Source organism: Longibacter sp., assembly GCF_051155795.1.
In the GTDB taxonomy this organism is placed as follows: domain Bacteria; phylum Bacteroidota; class Rhodothermia; order Rhodothermales; family Salinibacteraceae; genus Longibacter.
Window position 1 is genome coordinate 33746 of record NZ_DAXETW010000004.1, and the last position, 22734, is coordinate 56479.

20 protein-coding genes and 1 tRNA gene are annotated in these 22734 nt (G+C 62.8%); 16 read left to right on the forward strand and 5 right to left on the reverse strand.

Going from position 1 to position 22734, the window contains the following annotated elements; translation table 11 throughout:
- Nucleotides 1-19: 19 nt before the first annotated feature.
- On the reverse strand, nt 20-1090 hold the full coding sequence (locus ACFCU0_RS00585; protein WP_434971708.1) for an endonuclease/exonuclease/phosphatase family protein: 1071 nt from the start codon (nt 1088-1090) through the stop codon (nt 20-22).
- A 257-nt stretch (nt 1091-1347) separates the two neighbouring features.
- Between ACFCU0_RS00585 and folK the strand changes: the two genes are divergently transcribed.
- The 3 genes from folK (at nt 1348) to ACFCU0_RS00600 (ending at nt 2942) form a co-directional block, all read left to right on the forward strand.
- On the forward strand, nt 1348-1857 hold the full coding sequence (gene folK, locus ACFCU0_RS00590; RefSeq protein ID WP_434971709.1) for a 2-amino-4-hydroxy-6-hydroxymethyldihydropteridine diphosphokinase: 510 nt from the start codon (nt 1348-1350) through the stop codon (nt 1855-1857).
- Nucleotides 1858-1942: 85 nt separating this feature from the next.
- Entirely contained in the window at nt 1943-2626 is a 684-nt protein-coding gene (locus ACFCU0_RS00595) for a deoxynucleoside kinase (RefSeq protein ID WP_434971710.1), read from the forward strand.
- A gap of 91 nt (nt 2627-2717) precedes the next feature.
- Entirely contained in the window at nt 2718-2942 is a 225-nt protein-coding gene (locus ACFCU0_RS00600) for a hypothetical protein (RefSeq protein ID WP_434971711.1), read from the forward strand.
- A gap of 59 nt (nt 2943-3001) precedes the next feature.
- Here the strand turns inward: ACFCU0_RS00600 and ACFCU0_RS00605 are convergent, their stop codons facing one another.
- The gene (locus tag ACFCU0_RS00605) at nt 3002-3673 is read right to left on the reverse strand and encodes a TonB family protein (RefSeq protein ID WP_434971712.1); all 672 of its coding nucleotides are present in this window, start codon (nt 3671-3673) and stop codon (nt 3002-3004) included.
- Nucleotides 3674-4111: 438 nt separating this feature from the next.
- Between ACFCU0_RS00605 and carA the strand changes: the two genes are divergently transcribed.
- The 10 genes from carA (at nt 4112) to ACFCU0_RS00655 (ending at nt 14469) form a co-directional block, all read left to right on the forward strand.
- Nucleotides 4112-5272 (forward strand): glutamine-hydrolyzing carbamoyl-phosphate synthase small subunit, encoded by a 1161-nt coding sequence (carA, locus tag ACFCU0_RS00610; RefSeq protein ID WP_434971713.1) that lies wholly within the window; start codon nt 4112-4114, stop codon nt 5270-5272.
- Between the two features lie 50 nt (nt 5273-5322).
- The gene (locus ACFCU0_RS00615; protein ID WP_434971714.1) at nt 5323-5793 is read left to right on the forward strand and encodes an energy transducer TonB; all 471 of its coding nucleotides are present in this window, start codon (nt 5323-5325) and stop codon (nt 5791-5793) included.
- A 146-nt stretch (nt 5794-5939) separates the two neighbouring features.
- Nucleotides 5940-8768, forward strand: coding sequence for a carbamoyl-phosphate synthase large subunit (gene carB / locus ACFCU0_RS00620; RefSeq protein ID WP_434971715.1), 2829 nt, complete (start codon nt 5940-5942; stop codon nt 8766-8768).
- Nucleotides 8769-9002: 234 nt separating this feature from the next.
- Nucleotides 9003-9986, forward strand: coding sequence for a DUF6263 family protein (locus tag ACFCU0_RS00625; RefSeq protein WP_434971716.1), 984 nt, complete (start codon nt 9003-9005; stop codon nt 9984-9986).
- A 121-nt stretch (nt 9987-10107) separates the two neighbouring features.
- The gene (locus ACFCU0_RS00630) at nt 10108-11073 is read left to right on the forward strand and encodes a DUF6263 family protein (RefSeq protein WP_434971717.1); all 966 of its coding nucleotides are present in this window, start codon (nt 10108-10110) and stop codon (nt 11071-11073) included.
- Between the two features lie 234 nt (nt 11074-11307).
- Nucleotides 11308-11928, forward strand: coding sequence for a nitroreductase family protein (locus ACFCU0_RS00635; RefSeq protein WP_434971718.1), 621 nt, complete (start codon nt 11308-11310; stop codon nt 11926-11928).
- Entirely contained in the window at nt 11885-12712 is an 828-nt protein-coding gene (locus ACFCU0_RS00640) for a phosphatidylserine decarboxylase family protein (protein WP_434971719.1), read from the forward strand. Before ACFCU0_RS00635 ends, ACFCU0_RS00640 begins: the two co-directional genes overlap by 44 nt.
- Nucleotides 12713-12792: 80 nt before the next feature.
- Nucleotides 12793-13716, forward strand: a complete 924-nt coding sequence (pssA, locus tag ACFCU0_RS00645; protein WP_434971720.1) for a CDP-diacylglycerol--serine O-phosphatidyltransferase — start codon at nt 12793-12795, stop codon at nt 13714-13716.
- Between the two features lie 67 nt (nt 13717-13783).
- A complete protein-coding gene (purS, locus tag ACFCU0_RS00650; RefSeq protein ID WP_434971721.1) occupies nt 13784-14047 on the forward strand; it encodes a phosphoribosylformylglycinamidine synthase subunit PurS in 264 nt (87 codons plus the stop codon).
- A gap of 68 nt (nt 14048-14115) precedes the next feature.
- A complete protein-coding gene (locus ACFCU0_RS00655) occupies nt 14116-14469 on the forward strand; it encodes an ATP-dependent Clp protease adaptor ClpS (RefSeq protein WP_434971722.1) in 354 nt (117 codons plus the stop codon).
- 175 nt (nt 14470-14644) lie between these two features.
- On the opposite strand, the gene ACFCU0_RS00660 is transcribed toward ACFCU0_RS00655, so the two are convergent.
- Nucleotides 14645-17836 (reverse strand): efflux RND transporter permease subunit, encoded by a 3192-nt coding sequence (locus ACFCU0_RS00660; RefSeq protein WP_434971723.1) that lies wholly within the window; start codon nt 17834-17836, stop codon nt 14645-14647.
- 60 nt (nt 17837-17896) lie between these two features.
- Nucleotides 17897-19360 (reverse strand): efflux RND transporter periplasmic adaptor subunit, encoded by a 1464-nt coding sequence (locus ACFCU0_RS00665; protein WP_434971724.1) that lies wholly within the window; start codon nt 19358-19360, stop codon nt 17897-17899.
- Between the two features lie 351 nt (nt 19361-19711).
- Between ACFCU0_RS00665 and ACFCU0_RS00670 the strand changes: the two genes are divergently transcribed.
- From ACFCU0_RS00670 to ACFCU0_RS00680, 3 genes are all read left to right on the forward strand, one after another.
- On the forward strand, nt 19712-20887 hold the full coding sequence (locus ACFCU0_RS00670) for a sensor histidine kinase (RefSeq protein ID WP_434971725.1): 1176 nt from the start codon (nt 19712-19714) through the stop codon (nt 20885-20887).
- A gap of 78 nt (nt 20888-20965) precedes the next feature.
- Nucleotides 20966-21817 carry a LytR/AlgR family response regulator transcription factor gene (locus ACFCU0_RS00675; RefSeq protein WP_434971726.1) on the forward strand — a complete coding sequence of 284 codons (852 nt, stop codon included), beginning with the start codon at nt 20966-20968 and terminating at the stop codon, nt 21815-21817.
- A gap of 50 nt (nt 21818-21867) precedes the next feature.
- Complete coding sequence (locus tag ACFCU0_RS00680) at nt 21868-22500, forward strand: IMPACT family protein (RefSeq protein ID WP_434971727.1); 633 nt, start codon at nt 21868-21870, stop codon at nt 22498-22500.
- 142 nt (nt 22501-22642) lie between these two features.
- On the opposite strand, the gene ACFCU0_RS00685 is transcribed toward ACFCU0_RS00680, so the two are convergent.
- A tRNA-Ala gene (locus tag ACFCU0_RS00685) sits at nt 22643-22715 on the reverse strand.
- Nucleotides 22716-22734: the final 19 nt, after the last annotated feature.

Below are 22734 nucleotides of genomic sequence, written 5' to 3' on the forward strand. Positions count from 1 at the left end.
CCGCCCGCCGGACGAGCCGTTACTGCTCGGTCGTCGTGATTGTAATCCGGACCGGTAGGTGATCGCTGAGGCGTTCCATGTCCGCGTCCGAGAGCGGGCGCGGGATGAGCGCCGAGCCGGCGACGAGTTCTGGGAGGGCGTGGTCGTTGAGGAGGATGTAATCCAGCTGACGTTCCGGGTCGCCCGACGGGTGCGTCCACGTCTTCGTCCCGTGAAGCGGGTCCACGAACGATGCCGTCCAGTCGTCCGTCCCCTCCTGCAGCGAGTCGGGTGCCGGACGGTCGTCGTTGTTTAGTAGCAGGCGCAACTCCGGGCTGTCGGCGAGGCTGTTCAGGTCGCCGGCGATCAGGATGTTGGCGTCCGGGTCCGTCGCCAGCAAGTCGTTGAACCGTTCATGGAGGAGGCGAACCTGCCCGATGCGCCAGCCAGCGTTTCGGGGGCCGGGGCCGGCCTTCAGGTGGGCTCCGACGAGGTGGAAGCTGTAATTGGGACGCGCGTGGATCGTCGCTCGCCAGATGCGGTTGTTGGTGAGCGATTGGGCCTCTGGCTCGCCGTTGTCCGTCTCGATGCCTTCCACGGGGGTGACAACGTCCGAGTAGCTCTCCACGACTCCGAGCGGCACGCGGCTCATCAGGACGACGTTCTGGAACCAGTCCGGGCTTTCGGTGGCGGTGAAGAACCGGTAGCCCATGTCGCTTAGATGCTCCTCCGCGATTGTCTGCACAAAGGCCTCGCTCTCGATTTCCTGCAGGACGACGACGTCCGCATCCAGCGCTCGGATGCCACGGATGAAGAGTCTGAACCGGGCGTACATGTCGTCCGGCGGATCGTTTTCCCGCTCATTGTCGATGTAAGGGTTGTCGTACTCATCGACAAAGTTTTCCACGTTCCAGGTCGCAACGGTCAGCGAGTCGCCCGAAGGAAAGGCGTAACCCGGCGGCGTGGTCGCGACGCCGGGGATGTCCGGCGCGGACGCCTCGGGAGAGGTCGATGACGAGAGGGCGCTGCATCCGGTCAGGAAGGCCATGCTCAAGAGGAGCAGGGCGATGAGCCGGGTGGCGGCGCGAGTGGACGGAGTGGACGCGTTCATCGTGGGTCGAGGACGGGTGCGGGGGAAACGAGACATTCGGTGTCCTGTGTATCTCCTTGTTCGTCCGGGACGCCGCACCGTATCCACACCGGAGGTGAAGGAATCGGGAAAAGTTTCCGACGGCACCGGCCCGATGACATGTGTCCGGGTGTCACCGTGGGACCGGCGCTCCATCCCGCAACCTCTAACTTCACGGCTCGTATGGACGGCAATTCGCTGGGCGCTGAGGCGTCTTTCTCGAACGACCGCACCGGGGCATGACGACGGCCTTTCTGTCGCTCGGATCGAACGAAGGAGACCGGCTGCAGCATCTTCGCTTCGCAGTGGACCGTCTCGACGCGGCGGATGTGAAGATGCGTAGGCTATCGCCCGTATACCGTACGGAGGCTCATACGATGGACCCCGAGGAATCGCAGCCGGACTACTTCAACGCTGTGGTCGAGGTGGAGACGGATCGGTCCCCGGCGGACCTCCTGGCTCTTGCGAAGCGAATCGAACGAGAGGCCGGTCGCGACCTGTCGTCACGGCGGTGGGCCCCCCGGCCGATCGACATCGATCTCCTCGTCGTCGGGCGGGCGGTCGTGCGAGAGTCAGCGCTAACCCTTCCTCACCCACGGATCGGTGAGCGTCGATTCGTGCTTCAGCCCTGGGCAGACGTCGCCCCGAACCTGGTCGTTCCCGCACCGTTCGAATCAACCATCTCGGCGTTGCTCGACCGTTGCACGGATCGGGCAAGGCTCGACCGCATTCTCGACGCCCTCCTGTGATTGCCTCGCGTGATTGCCTCGCGACCCGGGGCCGGCGAATATCCCTGGCGCCCGTCACTCCCCCCTTGCTGCTTTCCTCGATCGCATGCCCCAATCATCTTCCCCTTCTGTATCGCTGCCCGAAGACCTCGGGTATCTCGTCATTGAGGGTGTGATCGGCGCAGGAAAAACGTCGCTCGCCCGGCTTCTGACCCAGGCAGTAAGCGGCCGAATCGTTCTGGAGCAGTTCGAGGAGAACCCGTTTCTGGAACGGTTTTACGAAAACAAAGAGCGATGGGCGTTTCAAACGGAGCTGACGTTTCTCGCCAGCCGATTTCAGCAGCAAAAAGACCTCGGCGCGCGTGACCTCTTCCACCGGGTTGTCATCAGTGATTACGCATTCGACAAGAATCGGATTTTCGCGCATCAAACGCTGTCGGGGGACGAACTGCAGCTGTTCGAGACGCTTTACAGCATCATGGAGCCGAATATCCCGACGCCGGATCTGATTGTGTACCTGCAGTCGTCGCCGGAACGGCTCATGGACAACATTCGCAAGCGGGACCGGGCGTACGAGCGGTCGATGGATCCGGATTATATCCGCAGTCTGCACGAAGCATACGATCATTACTTCCGGACGTATCGAAAGACGCCGCTGCTGATCGTGAATGCGGCAGAGATTGACTTTGTCGAAAATGACCGGGATCTGGACCTGATCCTGCGTCACATCGCAGACGCCGACCTGAGTGGGACCACCTACGTGGATCCGGTGGTCGAGCGTTCTGAATGACGACGGGACGCACGACCGGTCGTCTCCCGACGCAACGTCTCAGATTTCTGGGACGATCGGGACGTTGTAGAACAATCAGATCGAGGCTCCGATGGCTTCCATGGAGTACATCTTCTTCGCCGTCATTTTTTACTTCATCATGCAGGCGGCAAGCAACCTGGTGATGATCATGCGCGGAAAGCAGGCTGTGGTCGAAGAAGATCGATCACACGGCTGGCGCGGTCCGTCGCCCCGGCAATACACCGGGAGCGAACGCAGCTCCGTACGCTACTGGGACGACATGGAGGAAGCCCGCTGGAAAGATGTCCAGGAGTGACGGAAGCGCGGGGCTTCGCAGGCCGCTCGAGGCGGTGATACGGCGCGTGCCTGGCGATCCTACGGCTGTCCGTCGCCGAACGTAAATGTGATCGTCGTGCGGGTCGAAACCGGCTCGCCGTTGCTCTCCGCCGGCCGAAACACCGATCGCCGTGCAGCAGCCAGCGCCGATGCCTCGATGCCGTATCCAAGCGAAGACACCGTCTGCATCCGCTCGCCTCGTGCCTGTTCGCTCCGGACGATTTGCGCGCCGGTGACCTGACCGTCCCGGTCGACGTCCACCTCTACCACGACGCGGGCGCGGATGCCGGCGCGCCGAGCCGCCGCCGGGTATTCCGGCTGCACCGTCCGGAAGAGCCGTGCACTTACGTCTGTGGAGCGTGCTGCCGTGGGGCCGGTGGCTCCCTCCTGAACGACGGCGTCGTCGCCGGGCTCATCGATCGCCAGGTTGCTGGATCCGTCAAATTCGATCTCGACGATCACATCCTGCGGCACGACCACCGGCGGCAACGGAGCCGGGGGCGGCGGCTTCAGGTCCTGCGAGTGGCTCGTGGGTTGAATCTCTTCGATCTGGACGAAGTCCTCGGCGTCGTCCCGGAACGGCAGATCCGCCGGCGTCCGGGCGGACATCGGCCACCACCAGATCAGGACGGTCATCAGCACCAGCACCCCGGTCATGGACGCCAGGATCTGGAGCCTGTAGGAGTCGTTTCGGTCGCGCAGAGACGCCATGGGGGAGAGACGGGGGTGATTCAAGGTGCTACGGCGTACACCTTCGACATCGCTTCAAGTTTCTTCGCCGTCGACCGCCCGGCGGCGTTCGAACCTTTGGCGAACCCGCCGCGCAAGGGGATGAAGCCAGAGAGATTACGAAACCATTCCGTTTTCCGGACATTCCCTGCAAGAGAACAACGGATGTCCCCCCTCGCGTGTGTCACATACTGCCGATGCCACCCGGCATGTTGCCCGACGTTCTGTCCTCCGACCTTCCGGTGGGCCCACCCTCAGCCCCCGCCGGTCCGGCGATTTTCCTCGTCTGGCCAACCGGCACTGTTGTTCAGCCCGGTCCGTCTCCCGATTTCGCCTTCCCGCTTCCGGTAGTGGGAGGGCATTTTTATGGATAGAGGTGCCGGTTCTCCCGCTGCGATTCGCTCCAAGCCCGTTGTACCTATGACCACATCGAACGATACGCCCACGCACGTACCGGCCAAACTCGCACTGTCCGACGGAACCGTTGTCTCCGGGGAGTCCATCGGCTACCGGGGACTTGCCGGCGGCGAGCTGTGCTTCAACACGAGCATGACCGGGTATCAGGAGATCATGACGGACCCGTCGTACGTCGGGCAGCTCATGATGATGACGTATCCCCACATCGGGAATTACGCGGCCACCTTCGACCACGACGAGGCGGCCTCACCGATGATTGCCGGCTTCATCGTTCGCGACTTCACGCGGCGACCATCCAACCCGCAGGCGGATGAGACCCTGGACGCGTACATGCGACGGCACGAGCTCGTTGGGATCTCGGGGGTCGACACGCGGATGCTGGTCCGGCACATTCGCGACCGCGGGGTGATGAACGCCGTCATCTCCTCCGACGAGATGGACGAAGACGTCCTCGTGCAGAAGGCGAGGGATTGGCCGAGCATGAGTGGTCTGGACCTCGCCTCCGAAATCGGCGTCGACGCGCCGATGACGTTTGCCGCGGGAGACGGGCCGACGATCGTCGTGTACGATTACGGCGTGAAGCGCAATATCCTTCGCTCCTTCCGCCAGCGCCGCTGCACCGTTCACGTCGTTCCGGGGAGTACGTCGGTCGAAGATGCCATGGACTACGATCCCGACGGCATCTTTCTGTCGAACGGTCCGGGGGATCCGCGTGCGATGTCCGCAGCCATCGAACGCACCGGGCAGTTGATCGAGACCGGCCGCCCGCTCTTCGGAATTTGCCTCGGGCACCAGTTGCTGTCGCTTGCGCAGGGCTTCGACGTCTACAAAATGTTCGTCGGGCACCGAGGGGCCAACCACCCGGTCCAGAACCTCGACACCGGCCGGGTGGAGGTGACGACGCAGAATCATGGGTTCGCCGTCGACCCGGAGAGTATCGATTCCTCGAAAGCGCGGATCACGCACGTCAACCTGAACGATGACACCGTGGAGGGAATGCGGTTCAAAACGTTCGCCGGTCTGTCGCTGCAGTATCACCCGGAAGCGTCGCCCGGGCCGCACGACAGCCAGTATCTGTTCGACACATTCATGGCGATGATTGGTGAGGAGCGCGACGTGGAGATTGCCCCACCGCCGGAGTCGCGAAGCCCCGTCAGTGCCTGACCGCGCCGTCAACCGATACCGCCTACCCCCCTCGATCGTTGCCCGAACCCATGTCGTCGCTCGCACCGCCCGAATCCTGTTCCCCGTCCCGCTCCGGCCGGACATCAATCCTCTTCGCCTTACTGGTCGCGGCGCCGGCGTTTGTCCTGCTGCTGTCAGCCTGCGGCGGCTCCAAGCCAACCGCCGAGGGGCTTGACATGTATGTCGTCGACTCGGTGGACTCCGCCCCGCAGATTATCGGCGGGATGGAGCAGGTGTACGCCCTTACGACCTACCCGGAGGATGCGAAAGAGGCCAATGCCTTCGGCACCGTCTGGGTGCGTGCGATCGTGACTGTCCGCGGGCGGGCAACCCGGATGCGCATCGTGCAGGGCGGTCATCGGTCGCTTGAGCGCGTCGCGCTGGAGGTCGTTCAGCAGCTTGGCTTTGAGCCGGCGAGGGTCGACCGGGGCCCGGTTCCGTCGGAGGTCGAGATCCCGGTGACCTTTCCTCCACCCGCCCCGGAGGAGGAGGGAGGGTGAGGTCGTGTGAATGTGTGGATGTTTGTATGTGTGAATGTTTGAATGTGACGGCGCTGCATGCGTTGGAGCGCCTGATGTGACATCGTTCGATATAGCTGTACGATCCTGTCCCGCCGCCAACCCGTTTTTTCCCAGAAACACGACCCATGCCGAAGCGCACCGATATCGAAACCATTCTTCTCATCGGCTCCGGGCCGATTGTCATTGGTCAGGCGTGCGAGTTTGACTATTCCGGTAGCCAGGCGTCTCGGGCACTGATGGACGAAGGCTACCGGGTGGTGCTCGTCAACTCGAACCCGGCGACAATCATGACGGACCCGATGACGGCCGATAAGGTGTACCTGCAGGAACTCACGCCGGCGTCGATCCGCGAGATCGTGGACAAGGAGGATCCCGACGCGGTCCTCCCAACGATGGGGGGGCAGACGGCCCTGAATCTGGCACAGGACCTGAAGGATGAGGGCTTCTGGGAGGAGCGGGGGATCGACGTGATCGGCGTCGACATCGAAGCGGTGAAGCGGACGGAGGACCGACAGGAGTTTCGCAACCTGATGGAAGAGATCGGTCTCGACCAGGGGCGGAGCCGGACGGCGAAGAGTTTGCTCGAGGCGAAAGAGATCACGCAGGATCTGGGCGGCGTACCGATCGTCATCCGTCCATCGTACACGCTCGGCGGGAGCGGTGGCGGCATCGTCTGGACGGAGGCGGAGTTCGAGTCCAAGGTGACGCGAGGGCTGGAGATGAGCCCGGTCCACCAGGTGCTGATCGAGGAATGCCTCTTCGGCTGGAAAGAGTACGAGCTTGAGCTGCTACGGGACAACAACGACAATGTCATCATCATCGCGTCCATCGAGAACGTCGATCCGATGGGCGTGCATACGGGGGATTCCGTCACCGTCGCGCCACAGCAGACCCTGACCGACCGGCAGTATCAGCGGATGCGTGATGCGGCGATCCTGGCGATGAATTCGATCGGAACGTTCGCCGGCGGCTGCAACATTCAGTTCGCCGTCGAGCCGGAGACCGGGCGAATGATCGTCATCGAGATCAATCCGCGGGTATCGCGCTCGTCCGCCCTGGCATCGAAAGCCACGGGATACCCGATCGCCAAGGTGGCGGCCAAGCTGTCCGTCGGGTACACGCTCGACGAGCTCCCGAATGAGGTCACCGGCACGACGAGTGCCTGCTTCGAGCCGTCGCTCGACTACGTCGTAACCAAGATTCCGCGCTTTAACTTCGAGAAGTTCGAAGGCGTGGATGAAGAGCTGACGACGCAGATGAAGGCCGTCGGCGAGGTCATGTCGATCGGCCGAACCTTTCCCGAAAGCCTGCAAAAAGCCTGTCAGAGTCTGGAGATCGGGTACGCCGGCCTGGGGGCGGATCGCCCGGACGCTGACCGTGATTACGTCCGGGAGCGCCTGCAGAAGCCGCACTGGGATCACCTGCTGCATGTGCGCCACGCGTTCCGCTACGGCGCGAGTGTCGAGGAGGTGCACGACGTCACGAAGATCGATCCCTGGTTTCTCCACCAGATCCAGGACCTCGTGGACGTCGAGGATGAGATCCGCGCCACGCCGCTCGACGAGATCGACGCCGACCGGATGCGACGCTACAAACGGCATGGCTTTTCCGATGAGCAAATTGCGTATCTCGTGCCAGACGAGGTGGACGACCACGCGGTTCGGGACTACCGGAAGAGCCTCCAGGTCACGCCGACCTTTCAGCTGGTTGACACCTGCGCCGGCGAGTTTCCCGCCGAGACGCCCTACTTTTACTCCAGCTACGAGACGTTTAACGAGAGCGCGGTGACGTCGAAAGACAAAGTCCTGATCCTGGGCTCCGGGCCGAATCGGATCGGGCAGGGCATCGAGTTTGACTACTCGTGCGTCCACGGGGTGCACGCCGCTCGCGAGCTCGGCTACGAAGCGCTGATGCTGAACTGCAACCCGGAGACGGTCTCGACCGACTTCGATGTTGCCGACAAGCTCTACTTTGAGCCCGTGTTCTGGGAGCGCGTACTCGACGTAATCGACCACGAGCAGCCCGAAGGCGTGATCCTGCAGCTGGGCGGCCAGACCGCGCTCAAGCTGGGCGAACGCTTCGTCGACGAAGGCATCCGGATCTTTGGCACGAGCCAGGACAAGATGGAGCTGGCCGAGGATCGGGGCAAGTTTTCCGAAACGCTGCGCCGGCTGGACGTCCCGTTCCCGCCCTACGGCATGGCCAAAAGCGTGAAGGAGGCGGTCAACGTGGCCGACGACATCGGCTATCCCATCCTCATTCGCCCGAGCTATGTTCTCGGCGGTCAGGGGATGCGCATTGCCATCAACCGGGACGAGGTGGCGGAGTACGTCGACAACATTCTGTCCGTCTTCCCGGGCAATCATATCCTGCTGGATCGATTTCTGGAGGACGCGATCGAGGTCGACGTGGATTCCGTGTGTGACGGTGACGAGGTCTGGATCACGGGCATCATGCAGCACATCGAGCCAGCCGGGGTGCACTCCGGCGACTCGACGGCGGTTCTTCCCCCGTACAGCCTGTCGCAAGAGGTGCAGGATACCATCCGCGAATACGTCCGAAAGATCGCCCTGGAGCTTGAGGCGGTCGGGTTGTTGAACGTGCAAATGGTGATCAAGGACGAGAAGGTGTTCGTCATCGAAGCCAATCCGCGCGCGTCCCGGACCGTGCCGTTCGTTGCGAAGGCGACCGGCATTCCGATTTCCAACATTGCGACGCAGGTCATGCTCGGCGAGAAAATCGCCACCTTCCGCGAGAGGGGCATGCTGGAGTCCAGCCTCGAAGGCTTTGCGATCAAAGAGCCCGTCTTCTCCTGGGACAAATTCCCCGAAGTGCCGAAAGAGCTCGGCCCGGAAATGAAGTCGACCGGTGAAGCGATCGCTTTCGTCGACACCTTGACCGACAAACACTTCGCCCGACCGTATGAAATGAAAGACCTCTACCTTTCGCGATAGCTTCTTGTCTCGATGCGGCAGAATGTCCGAAGCGGGGTATATCATCCGGCAATCACGGAGCGAAGCGGAGCCCCCCACCGTCGCACGGCCCCACCGTCGCACGGCCGTGCGCCGGTGGGGGGCCGTCCTCGCGGTGAAGTTGTCGTGTGCTTCAGAACGGATCGTTGCATTCGGTCGTGCTTCGTTCGCTTATTTGTACGCATCAAGTCTTACTGCTGGAATGTCGCTCGGCTCATGCCCCGCACCGTTCGTTTTTTCGTTCTTTCGGTCGTCTGTACGCTCATCCTCGCGGGGTGCGGCGGCGCCGGTCAGAGCGTAGACGAAACGCAGCCGCAGCCCCTTCTGCTTACCCCGACGACCGGGGATGTGTACGAGGTTCAGAGCACGCTCGATCAGACGATCGAGATGACCATCATGGGGCAGACCGTCGAGATCCTGCAGATCATCCGCGAGGACGCTGAAATCCGCGTGGACACGGTCTTTGACGACGGGGGATTTGGCGCCCAGGTCACCTCCACCCGGTTTCGTCTCTCGCAGGAAGGCCCGGACTCGTTTGAAGAGTTTGACAGCGACGACCCCGACGCGACGCCGCAGAGCGATCTGGCTGTAGGAATGGCCGGGCTTGCAAACGTCCCGCTTCAGATGCGCATCTCTCCCGTGGGCCAGGTCGTGATTACGGAAGGGATGGATGCGCTTTACAACAACATGGCGGACCTCGCGGGCGTGCAGTCGCGGACGCAACGCGACACGATCCGCGCCTACTTCCGTGAAACGTTTCCCCCCGAGGATCTCGCCCAGGACTACGAGTCCGCGTTTTACGCCTACACGAGCCGGCCGGTCGCGCCGGGCTCGACGTGGACCGTGACGTCGGCAACGTCCTTGCTCGTCCCGACCCTCTTCGACGGACGGCTCCGGCTGGACTCGCTGGCTGCCGATCGCGTCTTTGTCAGCGGGCAGGGCGACGTCCGCTCCCTCACGGCGGATAGCGTGCGGGGCACCATCGAGGGACCGTTTCGCGACGTTGACCTGAGCGGATCTCGGGACGTCCAGATGGAACTGGACCGCCGGACCGGTTTCCCGCTGTTGACACGGCGGGAGCAAACGGTGTCAGGCAGCGGTCTCATCCGGTCCGGTTCGCGCGAGTTGAACGTCCAGGTCTCGCTTACCTCTACCTTTGAACAGGAGGGGACCGTCGCGCCGGCACCCGACTCGAAGTAACGGCGTCGCCCCGACGACGCAACCCCTCCGGTTCCGGTCTAGCATGACCACTCGTATGCGCGTTCGGGGTCGCGCGCAGGAGATGTCCTCATTCCCTTTTCTTATCGATCGCACGACTAATATGACATACTTCAACCGTATCCGCACGCTCGGCGTGTTCGTTCTCGCCGCGGCTCTGTTGACGCTGGCGGGCTGTTCCTCCACGTCGACGCCCGTCTGGAAGGAGGGCGACGCGTATCTGCTCAGCATTCGCCTCGACGAGGGGGATGCATTCAACGGTAGCATGTCGATGGACCAGTCGATCGACATGAATATGATGGGGCAGTCCATGCAGATGCAGCAGACGATGACGTACGATTACGGCTACAGCATCCTGTCGCGCGACGAGGAGGGGACGATGACGCTTGAGCAAACACTTCAGCGCGTCCGCGGGAAGACGGAAAATCCGATGAGCGGTACGCAGTCGTTCGACACGAACAACGAGGAAGAGGCCAGTCAACTCGGAGATCAGATGACTGCGATGGTTAATATGCCGATCCGCGTGACGATGACACCCAAAGGCCAAATTCAGAGCGTGGAGGGCGTAGACGCGTTGATGCAGCGGATGCAGGACGAGGCGATGTCGGAGGCCCAGCGCAAGATCCTTGAGGAGACCCTGTCCCAGGAGAACTTTACGCAGAACATGCAGACGTTCAACTTTTACCCGGACGGTCCGGTCGCCATCGGGGATTCGTGGGACGTCAAGAGCGAAATGAAGATGGCGTTCCCGATGACGATGGACGCGACATACACGCTAACACGCGTCGAGACCGACACCGCCTACTTTGATGTGGCCATGGACGTCTACACCCCGGATGATGCCGAACCCATGGAAATGGGGGGTGGAAAGATGTCGATGAACATGACGGGTACGATGAGCGGTACGGCCCGGGTCGATCTCGTATCGGGGATGATGACGAACGTGAACCTCGATCAGCAGATGGAGGCGGACGCAACCATTGATGCGCGGGGGCAGACGATGGATATGCAGATGTCGATTACTGGCACCTCAACTCAGACTCTCTCGGGTATCGGAGACGAACAGTAGCATTCGATCGTCCGGTGCGGATATCGCCCGGGGCCGGCGGGCAGGCATCTGTCTTTGCGGAGATCGGGCTTCCCCGGCTGCTCGGGTGTAAGTGCTGTTCGGGTGCCCGTGCGGGTCCCTGCGGGCGAACTTCTGGCCGCACGAAAGGTACATGCGATAGCGCCGAGACCGGGGCGCCGTGCCGTCGCCGGTCTCTTTTTTGAATGAACCTGATGAGTGATCGTGACCGAACCGATGGATCTGTCTGCAGCGAAGCGCGCCGATACGATGACCGGCGTTCTCGATGAGATTCAGAAGCGCTGGAGCCCGCGCGCCTTCGCCGACCGATCCGTTCCTGCCGAGGATATGCGCCGGCTTCTTGATGCGGCGCGGTGGGCGATGTCGTCCTACAACGAGCAGCCCTGGCGGTATGTGGTTGCCACCCGTGAAGACGAGGACGGCTACGACCGCGTTCTCGGATGCCTGAACGAATTCAACCGTTCGTGGGCGAAGACCGCTCCGGTCCTGATGCTGGGGTTCGTGCAAACAAGCTTTTCCCGAAACGGAAAGCCGAATCGCCATGCCCGGCACGATCTCGGTGCTGCCAGCGCCTTTCTCACGTTGCAAGCAGCCCGACTGGACCTTTATGTTCACCAGATGGCCGGCATTTTGCCCGACGTGATCCGGGATACCTTCGACCTTCCGGAGGACGCAGAGCCGGTCACGGGTCTCGCGGTCGGCTACCTGGGTGACCCGGAGGACCTTCCGGAGAAGCTCGCCCGGCGTGAACGCGAGGAGCGGGAGCGTCAGCCGCTATCAGACTTCGTCTTTGATGCCGACGCATACGGGACGCCGTCTCCGGTCGTCACGGATTGAGTCCCGCTGTATTCGCCCCTCGAACGATTTCTTTCCAGACCTCCAGACGTTTCCGCTCGTGTTCGCTCGCGAAGGTTATTCGATCATAGCCGGTGCCGTAGTCCTTGGCCTCCTCGTCGGCTCCGGTGCCCTGTGGATCGACGCATGGTTCCTGCGCGCAGGCGTACTTGCCGTCGGTATGGGCGCGATCCTGTTCACACTGTACTTTTTCCGCGATCCCGACCGGACGGCACCGGCGGCGGCGCGGGAAGGTCTTGCGTTCGTTGCCCCGGCAGATGGCAAGATCGTCGAGATCGTGGAGGAAGACGAACCGCTGTACCTCGAGGGGCCGTCCACGCGGATCTCGATTTTCCTGTCGCCCCTCAACGTGCACGTGAACCGCGTCCCGGCCAATGGGGTCGTTCAGTACGTTCGCTACGTTCCCGGGGATTACCTGGTCGCCTGGCACCCCAAGGCCAGCGAAAAGAATGAGCGGTCGGAAATCGGCATCGAGCACGAGAGCGGCACGAGGATCCTGTTCAAGCAGATCGCGGGAGCCGTGGCGCGGCGCATCGAGTACCACCTGGAGAAAAGAGACGCCGTTGTCGCCGGAGAGCGCTTCGGAATCGTGAAGTTCGGTTCGCGCATGGACGTCCACGTGCCGCCCCACATCGACGTACAGGCGGCGGTGGGGGACCGAACCACGGCAGGCGAGACCATCCTCGGCTCCCTTCCCGAACACGCAGTGGAGTCCGCGTCGGCCGTTGAGGCAAACGCGTCGTCCACTGCTCCGCCGGAAGCCTGAGGCTCCTGGTCCCTATCCCCGTCGGGCCACATGCTCGCCGGCTTTCCCCACGTCTCATCGAGCAGACTTCCCGCCCTCGCATGTCTTCCACAGCCTCGCAACCGGCCTCCGGGAATCGCGACGCGTCTTCGTCGTCCGGAGGGCGCGAACGTACGAACGGAGCCGCGGCACCCTCCCCCGGCTCCGATCGGTCGGGAAAGAAGCGCATTCGCCGGCGACTCAGCGCCTACCGAGCGGCACGCAAACGGCAGCGAAGCCCCCGGCCGTCGCCACGTGTGGCTGTGCCGTCGTTCTTCACGCTCATGAACCTGTTCTGTGGGTTTCTCGCCATCACGCAGGTTCATGTGGGTGCGGTAACCATGGCCTGCTGGCTCATCGTCATGGCGGGTTTCTTCGACCTGCTCGACGGTATGATGGCGCGCCTGACGAATGCCGCAAGCCCCTTTGGCGTCGAGCTCGACTCGCTCAGCGATATCGTTTCGTTCGGTGTAGCGCCGGCCTTCCTGGTGTATACCTACGGCCTTGAAACGCTCGACCCGATCGGCATGATTGCTGCCGCGCTTCCCGCCCTTTGCGGGGGCGTTCGGCTGGCTCGCTACAACGTCGCTTACGGCCAGGGTGAGAAGAAAGACTACTTCGAGGGCTTGCCCATTCCCGGGCAGGCCATCGCGATCGTGACCCTCGTGCTTGCGGCAGAGAATTCCTCGTGGGCGTCGCTTCTGCACCTCGACAGCATCCCCGTCCTGCTGACGGTCGTCGTTATCCTGTCGGCCCTCATGGTGTCGAGCATCCGCTTCGACGCCATTCCGAAACCGACCATCAGCTACATGCGTGCTCACCCGAGGAAGACGGCCGCCTACGTGTTCGCCGGCGTGCTTATCGTTGCGCTGCAGGAACTTGGGCTTCTGATTGTGTTCGCAACGTACCTCAGCTTCGGCATCGGCCGGGCCGTGTATCAGCTCATCGACGCCCTGACGACGCCCGTGCCAGATGAGGCGCCGTAACGCGGTCCTCTGCGCCCCCCGGCCGACCCGTTCCCATCATTCTGTTTTTGACTCCTACTCTGTGTCCATGTTCAAAGCCACGATTTCTATTACGCTCCGTCCGTCCATCCTCGACCCGGAGGGAAAAACGGTTCATCATGGGCTTCAAAACCTCGGATTCAGGCAGGTTGACGACGTGCGAATGGGTAAGCACGCCGAGATCCGGATCGATACGACGGACGAGGAGGAGGCGCGGCGCGTAGCGACCGAAGCGTGCGAGCAGCTCCTGGCCAATCCGGTGACGGAGAACTTCGAGATCGAGCTGTCCCGGGTCGAGCCGGAAGCGGCGTAACGTGTGTCGTCCGTCCGAACCGCTCTGGTAGCATCCACCGGCACGAAATCGTCGATATGATAACGCGCATGGATCACTGCTTACATTTTTTCACGTGGCCGCGACAGGGCCCGTCTTCGCCCGCAGAGCCGGAGGTGGAGCCTGCGACCCCGGACGTCGAGGTCCTCGAGAAAGATGACGACGGCACGGGCACGGACCATCCCTGGAAGGTGATCCTCTTCAACGATGAGGTTCACACCTTCGAGGAAGTGATTCGCCAGATCGTGAAGGCGACCGGCTGTTCGAAGGGGCGCGCGGAGAAGCTGGCCTGGACCGTGCACACCGAAGGAAAGGCGAATGTGTACGAGGGCACCTTCGAGGAGTGCTTCGAGGTGCAAGCCGTCCTGAAGGAAATTCAGCTGGTCACGGAGATCCGGGGATAGTCATCCCGCGCCATCGATGATGCCGCGCCGGTCACCGGCTACGATCCGGGCGAGCATGACAAACGAGGAAGAGGGAGAGACGCGAACGGTCGTCTCTCCCTCTTCCTTTGTCGATTTTACGTCTGTACGACATGATGGGTGGTCGGGCCTCGCGGTTCTCATCGGTCGAGCCGGCTCAGGCCTGTCCCGGCCGGATGCGCTCGGCGGTCGGCAGCCAACTCCAGTTGGGAAGGCGGGCTCGGACGCGCTCCGAAGCTTTGTCGGCTGCGACGTAGGCCACCGGGATGAGCACGAGCGTGACGAGGGTCGATGCGATGAGGCCCCCGATCACCACGCGGGCGAGTGCCGCCTGAATCTCGGCGCCCGACCCGATACCGAGGGCAAGTGGAACGAGACCGAGCACGGTTGTGAGCGTGGTCATCAAGATTGGCCTCAGGCGCAGACGGCCTGCTTCCGCCACTGCGTCGATGAGCCCGAGCCCGCGCTCTCGCCGCATCAGGTTGATGTAGTCGACAAGCACGATGGCATTGTTCACGACGATGCCGATCAACATTACCAGTCCCATAACGCTCTGGATGTTGACCGTGGTGTTGGTGATCACCAGGGTTGGTAATACACCGATCAGGACCAGCGGCACGCTGAACATCACGATGAGTGGGTCGAGGAAGCGCTCAAACTGTCCAGCCATCACCATGTAAATCAGAATCAGGGCCATGATAACGGCAATCTGAAAGTCCGTCTGCGCTTTCTGCTGCTCGCGGTATTCCCCGCCAAACTGGATGGAAAAGCCGTCCGGCATCTCCATCTGCGCGAGATCGGCACGAGCACGCTGAACGACCTCACCGAGCACGGCACCGGATTCCAGAGTCGCCGAAATGTAGGTCACGCGCTGCCCATTGATTCGGCGAATGTCTGTGGGACCGCGACCACGCTGGCTGCTAATCAGGGAAGAGATCGGGACGGCCTGTCCGCCCGGCGTCTGGATCGACACGTTGTCGAGGTCCTGCACCGAAAGGCGATCCTCGGGCCGGAGGCGGACCGTGATCGGAAACTGGTCGCCGCCCTCCCGGAAGACGGCCGCTCGGCTGCCACCAACGTTCGTCTGGACGGCCTGGGCGACCTCCTGCGTGGTTAGCCCGAGTGCGGAAATTTTGTCCCGGAGAAAGCGGATGTTCTGCTCCGGACGTCCCTCGCGGCGACCGGTGCGCGCGTTGGCCACGCCGTCAATCGTCTCGAGGCGCGACTTGATGCGCTGGCTGATCTTGCGCGCCTGCTCCAGGTCATAGCCGCGAAGCTCCACCTGCAGCGCCTCGCTCCCCCCACCGGAGCTGAAGATGCGGCGGAGAATCCAGAGGCCGGACTGGGCCTGCACCTGTATATCCGCACCCGGCACCTGGCCCTGCACGACCTCCCGGATCTGGGCTGCGAGCTCGTAACTATCGGTAGACCGCTCGCCGGCCGGCTTGAGCTGGATTTCCACTTCCGCGCCCCACGGGCGCACCTGCTTCACGAAGTGCTCCATGTCTTCGCGGGGAAGGACTGGCTCGACCCGCTTCTCCAGCTGGTCGAGGTACTCCATGACGACCGCGATATTCGTCCCCTCGGCCATTTCGAGGTCGACATCGATCTGGTTCGCCTCGGTCTGCGGCGCCAGCTCGACCGAAATCAGCGGCCAGAGTGCCATCGCCCCGACGAGAAGCGCGACCGTCACGCCGAAGACGAGCAGCCGACGCTGCAGGGCATTCCGGATCACGTCCGAGTACTTGTTTTCGAGGCCGATGAAGGCCTGCTGGAACCAGGACTTCTGGTCTTCTTGCTTCTTCTCGGCAGGATCGGCACCCGTGTCCGACGCGCTCGCTTCCGTAGCGCGCGAGGACGCGACCGTGTCGCCGGGGTCGACCGTGAGAAAGCGGCTCGCCATCATCGGGACGAGCGTCAGGGCGACCAGGAGCGAGCACACGAGTGCGAAGACCACCACCAGGGCGAGCGACTGGAACAGCGCCGCAGTCGTGGTCCGGGCGAAGACGAGCGGGAGGAAGATGACCGATGTCGTCAGCGTCGACGCGATGATGGCGCCGGCCACCTCGCGCGTGCCGACGGACGCGGCCTCCTTCAGGGATAACCCGTCCTCCTCCCGTCTTCGAATGATGTTCTCAAGGACCACGATCGCGTTGTCGACGATCAGGCCCACCCCGAGCGCCAGCCCGCCGAACGTCATCTGGTTCAACGTCAGGTCATTGAAGTAGAGCAGCCCGAACGTCGCGATGATCGAGATCGGAATCGACAGCGCGATGATGAACGTGGTCGACCCGTTGCGGAGAAACGTGTACAGGACGAAGATGGCCAGCAGCGACCCCCAGATCGCTGAGTTCTGGACATTGTTGATTGACTTGCGGATGAACTGGCTCTGGTCGCTTACGACCGTCAGTTGGACGTCCGATCGCGTGGCATTGATGCGGCCAACCTCCTCGCGGATCTGCTCGGCGACCGACACCGTGTTGGCACCGCTCTGCTTCTGGATCTCCATCCTCAGGACGGGCACGCCGCCCAGCTCCACAATCCGGTCGAGATCCTCAAACCCGTCTTTCACCTCGGCCACGTCCTGAACGCGGATGGGCACGCCCTCGCGCGTCGTAATGACGGTCTGCCGGATCTCGTCGAGGCTTTCGTACTCCCCCTGCGTCCGAACGTAGAGATCGCTCAGTCCTTCTTTTACGTTTCCGCCAGGCAGGGCGACGTTCGACTGACCGATGGCGTTGCGCACCTCCGAGGCCGAGAGGTTGTAGGCGGCCAGCCGGTCCCGCTCAAGATTGATGCGGATCTCGCGGTAGATGCCGCCCCGGACGTTGATGGTGCCGACGCCCGGAATCTGTTCGAACTGCCGGCTGACGTCGCGGTCCAAGAGTCGGGTGAGCGACTCCAGGTCGCGACTGGATTCCACCGCGATCGACACGATTTCCTGGCTGTTCGGATCGAACTTCCAGATGCCCGGCGGCTCGGCCTCTACGGGAAGGTCATCGCGGATGCGGTCGAGGGATGCGCGAACGTCGTTGGCTGCGGCGTCAAGGTCGGTCCCCTGGGCAAACTCGAGGCTGACGCGCGAGGCGCCTTCCTCCGAACTGGAGGTCAGCCGCTCGACGTTGGGAACGCCGGAAACGGCATTTGCAATCGGGTCCGTGATAATCTTCTCAACCTCTTCCGGCCCGACGTTGCCGTAGTTGGAGTAGACCGTCAGGCGGGGGTACTCAATTTCCGGGAGGAGATCAACCGGGAGGTAGCGGAAGCTGACCACGCCGACGACGATGATGACGAGGAACGTCATCGCGGTCGCGACCGGGCGGCGAATGGAAGTGTCGTAGAGCGCCATGAGAGTTCGGAGAGGCGTTGGGCAGCGGAAACGGCGCGAGGGGAGAGCAGCGGACGTGCGTCAGCCGGAGGTCAACATCACGTTGGCCGTATCCGGTGTCGCCGGGGAGGAGGCGGGTACCTGGCGGCTCGACGCGGTGTCGGTGGTGTCGGCGGCCGAGTCGCGATCGGTCGACGCCGTACCGAAGCGCTGGCGGGCGGCCTCGCGCTGTCGCTTCATGATCCGGTCCAGCAGATCGGTGTCCTGCAGCCGCTGCAGCGCCATAAGGCGCGACCAGGGCATGGCCCGGACGCGGGCGTCGGTCCGTTCGCCACTGGCCGTGCTAAGAAGGTTCTGTCCGACCGTGATGACCCATTGTCCCGGTTCGATCCCATTCACCCCCGCGGTTGCCTGGCCTTCCGCAAGGATTTCCACCTGCTTGAACGTGGTCGGTGTCGGAGCGGAGAGCGCCGGGGCCTCGTCTTCATTGTAGGAATCGGGGGACGGCACCGGCACCTCCGTGCCGAGCGTCGGCGCGACAAACACGCCACGAGCTCCGGTTTCCGGGTCTTCGTACAGCGCGGCAAGCGGGACGAGCGTTGCTTCCTGGCTCTCGCCGTACAGGACGTCGACTTTCACAAACATTCCGGCACGCAAGGCGCCGCCGGAATTCGGGACTTCGATCTCGGCCTCGGCGCTGAAGCTGTCATTCGAGAGGAACGGGGAGATGCGCGTCACCGCTGCGGTGATCACCGTGTCGCCGAGGGACGGCGCCGTGATCTGGGCCGTCTGGCCCGGCTCGATCTTGCCCATCATTCGATCGGAGATGCCGATCTCGACACGAACGGTCTCGAGGTCGCCCATCGTGAAAATGCGCGTCTCGGGGCCGATGCGCTGACCGACTTGGACATTACGCTGTCCGACCGACCCGCTGATCGGCGCGCGAACCACCGTGCGACTCAGGTCGGACCGGCGTTCGTCGAGGGTAGCCTCTGCCTGTTCGACCTGCCCGCGTGCCTGCTCGAGATCCGCTTCGGCGCCTTGCACCTGCGCTCGGAGGGATTCAAGTTCTTGCTCGCTCTGAAACTGGTTCTCAGCCAGACGCTCCGCGCGGCGGAGCTGGGACTGAAGTTCCTTCAATCGTGCCTCGGCTGACGTGGCGTTCGCCCGGGCAATGCGAAGACTCGCCCGGGCCTGCTTCACGCGCTGCTCGTATGTGTCCGACTCCAGCCGGATAAGAGGCTCACCGGCCCGGACGCGATCTCCGTTCTGAACGTTGACGGCAACGACGCGCGCTCCAATCTCCGGGTAGATCTGCACCTGATTGCGGGCGTAGACGGTGCCGCTCATACGCTCGCGGAGCGGCAACGCACCGAAGCGCGCCTGGACCGCTTCGACCGACGGTGTCTTTCCGCCCCGATCCCCGCCCCAGCCCTGATTGCCGCCGCGGGCGTCGTCGTCCCCGGACGAACCGCATCCGGTCATGATGCCGACACCAACAAAGAGGGCGGCGACAAGCCAAGTGGAAATTCGTCCGGTGGTCATCGACAGGGGCAGGCTGGAAGATAAAGACGTCGGGTCACTTCATCGGCTCGTACGTGCGCCCACCCGATTGGATTATGACGATGGTGTGTTGTGAAAGGAGCGGGCATGCAATTGTTATAAGCGGAATCCAGGGCCGTACGAGAGGCGGGATGCTCCGAATGGGGCCAGAGGCGCGTTTCAGGAAAAAGCGGCTGAGCGCCGATAAAGGCAGGTCGATGCCGGGGGAGGCCATCCGCGTCGGGCGTCAAACGGCCGGACATACTCCGCCGGGGAAGCAATTTCCGGCCGCCATCGTAGGGGAACGTAGTCATAGATTCCGCCGAACCACCGCAGTCCATTGCTACCGGTCGCATGAATCGTCGTCTCTTCCGACAGTCCTTCCGGCACGAGTGGGTCGTTATTTTCGGTGCCTGGGGGCTCTTTCTGGCCATTCTGATCGTCCGGTCGATGCTCGACGCCGACCGTTCAGAGCCCGTCTTTCAGTCGGGCGAAGCCATGGCCTGGATGCTCGAGTACGTCGTATGGGCGTGCATCACACCCGTCGTATTCTGGTTGTGCCTTCACTTGGGCCGAAACGGCCGATGGAAGCCCTGGCAGCGCGTGGCAGTACACGTCCTGGCCGGGTTTTCCGTCATCGTGTTTATGGATGCCTACACGGATCTTCTCCGCCAGTATGTGTTCGCCCTGCGGAATCCGGTCGATTCGATCGCAGCATCACTGAGTAAGACGCTGGAGGACATCCTGAGCCTGCGCTTTCTGTGGGAACTGGTGCTTTATATGACGATCCTCTCGATCGGCTTCGCGCGAGCCTATTACGTGCGTCTGCAGGATCGTCGATTGCAGGCGACGGAGCTTCGAGCCGACCTCACTGAGGCGCGGCTGCAGGCGCTGAGGATGCAGATCAACCCACACTTTCTCTTCAACACCCTGAATGCTATTGCCGGGCTGGTCGAGCGGGATCCCAAAGGCGTTCGCACCATGGTGGCCCGGCTCAGCGCCCTGCTCCGCCACACGCTCGACAGTTCCGGCCGCGACGAAGTACCGCTGTCGCGCGAACTCGACGTCCTCAACGATTACCTCGCGATCATGCACGTCCGGTTTTCGGACCGGCTCCGGGTGGAAACGGACGTCGATGAGGAGGTGCGCGGTGCGCTGGTGCCGGATTTAATTCTCCAGCCTCTCGTGGAAAATGCCATCAAGCACGGCATCAGCCTTCGCGAGACCCCTGGAACCGTTCGCATTTCCGCCCTTCGTTCGGGACCCTATCTGCGCCTCACGGTCGAGGATGACGGTGACGGCACCGGCAGGACCCTGTCGGGAGACGGTCTGCCGGATACATCAAACGGCATCGGGCTTCGAAACGTGCGCGAGCGCCTGGAACGGCTCTACGGCGAAAATCATCGGTTCAGCCTCCGCCCGTCCACGACCGGGGGGCTGGCGGCGCAGATCTGGCTTCCGTTTCACACCGAACCCGTGGACGTCCCCGACGCACCGCCGCGACCGCTACAGACCCACTCGGCCGGTTGATGCCGAACGTCCCCCCACGGCGGGGCGCCTCGATGCTGCATTTGTCGTTCCTTTGTCCGCATTCCCGATCCTCCCTCCATGTCCACCGAACCCCTCCGCGTTGTCATTGCCGACGATGAACGGCCTGCCCGACAGCGCCTCGTCGATCTTATCGAGCATCGCGACCATGCCAAGATCGTGGCGACGGCGAGCACCGGCAGGGAGGCCGTGTCGGCGATAGAAGAGCATGACCCGGACGTGGTCCTCCTCGATATTCAGATGCCGGGACTCAACGGCTTTGACGTCGTTCAGTCAGTCGGCCCCGAACGGATGCCGGTCACCATTTTCATCACGGCCTATGACCAGCACGCGCTGCAGGCGTTCGACGTGGCGGCCATCGATTACCTGCTGAAGCCGTTCGAAGACGATCGTTTTTACGAAGCGCTGGACCGTGCCCGTCGACATATACACCTCGAAGCGGTAGATGCCGCGCGGGATCGGCTTCTGGACCTGTTGAAGGCAACCGGTAAGGTCGAAGGGGCCGGTCTGGACGATGCAGAACGCGCTACGTCTCAGGAAGGCGAGGGAGTGCCTTCAAGCAACGGGGAGGAATACCTGGAACGCATTCCCGTCCGGAAGGCGAAGGAGATTCGCATCGTACCGTCATCCACCGTCGCCTACGTCAAGTCGGACGGGCCATACGCGGAGTTGCACACGGCCGACGGGTCGAAGCATCTCATTCGTGAGAGCATGAAGGCCCTCGAGAAGCAGCTCGACCCGTCTCGATTTTGCCGCATCCACCGTTCGACGATCATAAATCTCGACTTCGTGGAGTCGGTGGAGCCCAATTACAACGATCGCTACGTGGTTCGGCTCGTGACAGGCGAACGTCTGGACGTGAGTCGCCGCCGCCGCGATACGTTCGAGGACCGGTTCGGGCTGTCCTTCTAACGCACCGCCGTTTCCGTCGACCGTGTGTTCTCGCCAGACGTTCCGTTTCCGTGTCGGATACCTACCAGACGATTGCCGGACCCGCCCGAGCGGAGATCCACGTGGATGGCTCGCGCTTCATTGCGGAGGTGCACCCTGTTTCCAGCCGTTCAGAAGCGGAGGACTGGTACGACGAGGTGCGCGAGCGGGAGCACTCGGCTACGCATCACTGCACCGCCTTCCGCGTGGGGCGTGACGGAGACACGTTCCACTACAACGACGACGGTGAGCCGAGTGGCACAGCGGGCCCGCCCATTCTACGCCAGATCGACGGCCACGACCTGACCGACACAGCGATTGTCGTGACGCGGTACTACGGCGGGACCAAGCTCGGGACGGGAGGGCTGATCCGCGCGTACAGCGATGCCGCGCGAGCAGTGCTCGACAGGGCCCGGATCGTGCAAAAGGTCGTTCGCGTGCCGGTGCATGTCCGGTTCGCCTACGATGACACGTCCCCGGCGTCCCGCGTACTGGACCGGTTCGACATCAAGGTGATCGACCGCACGTACGCCGAGGTCACCGAGCTGGTGGTCGGCGTACGGGCGTCCGAGGTCCAGCGGTTCGTCGATGCATTCACGAACGGACTGGGCGACCGCGGAACCATCCTGTCCATCGATGACGCGAACAGTGAAGACACCACGTAGCGGAGGAGAAGCCTGGGCCGGGTCCCGCGCGGCGGCAAAGGCCAATGAAAAACCCGGCACTGCGGATGCAGTACCGGGTGGCAAAGACGACCCCGAGCCGGTGGGCGGGAGAGGGAGGAGGAACCGGCCCGAGGCCTTAGAGTGGAGCTACGGGGATTCGAACCCCGGACCTCTTGCATGCCATGCAAGCGCTCTACCAACTGAGCTATAGCCCCGTGTTGTCGAAAAGCGCAG